Consider the following 506-nt stretch of genomic DNA (forward strand, 5'->3'; position numbering starts at 1 on the left):
ACCAAAGTAACCCAGCCGGATTCAAGTACGTTTAGGTATACCTATAACGATGCAGCGAATGAAATCACCACCGTAGATCCAACAGGAGTCACACAGATTACGAAGTGGAATCCACTGGGGTGGAAAATAAAGACCGGCCTCAGCGGAAAAGCCTCACAAGAGTTCGGTTATGATGCGTATGGCCGTCAGACTTGGAGCCAGGATGGGGCAGGTAACCGCACGTCTTACGAGTATGACAAATGGGATCGGCTGATTACGACCACCTACCCTGGAGCAGAGCAGGCGAGATCAACCGTCTCTTATGACGATATTAACCGTAAAGTGATCAGCAAAGATGGCGAGAACAATAGGGCTGAAGAGACCTATGATTTGCTCGGCCGGGCGACTGCGCGGGATATTTTTAGTGCAGCGGGGGCTTTAACCGGTTCGGTCCGGTTTACTTATGACGCTGCAGGCAAAGTACTCACCATGAGCGATGGGGCAGGAAGCAGCGCCGGAGATGTACA

At 51.6% G+C, this 506-nt stretch carries 1 protein-coding gene; it reads left to right on the forward strand.

Features of this window, described 5'->3' with window-relative positions; genetic code table 11:
• Positions 1-506, forward strand: a 506-nt coding sequence (locus tag EDM21_RS24475) for a hypothetical protein (protein ID WP_157338952.1), incomplete at both ends; no start/stop codon positions are given.

It is taken from the genome of Paenibacillus lutrae, from assembly GCF_009757775.1.
GTDB lineage: Bacteria > Bacillota > Bacilli > Paenibacillales > NBRC-103111 > Paenibacillus_F > Paenibacillus_F lutrae.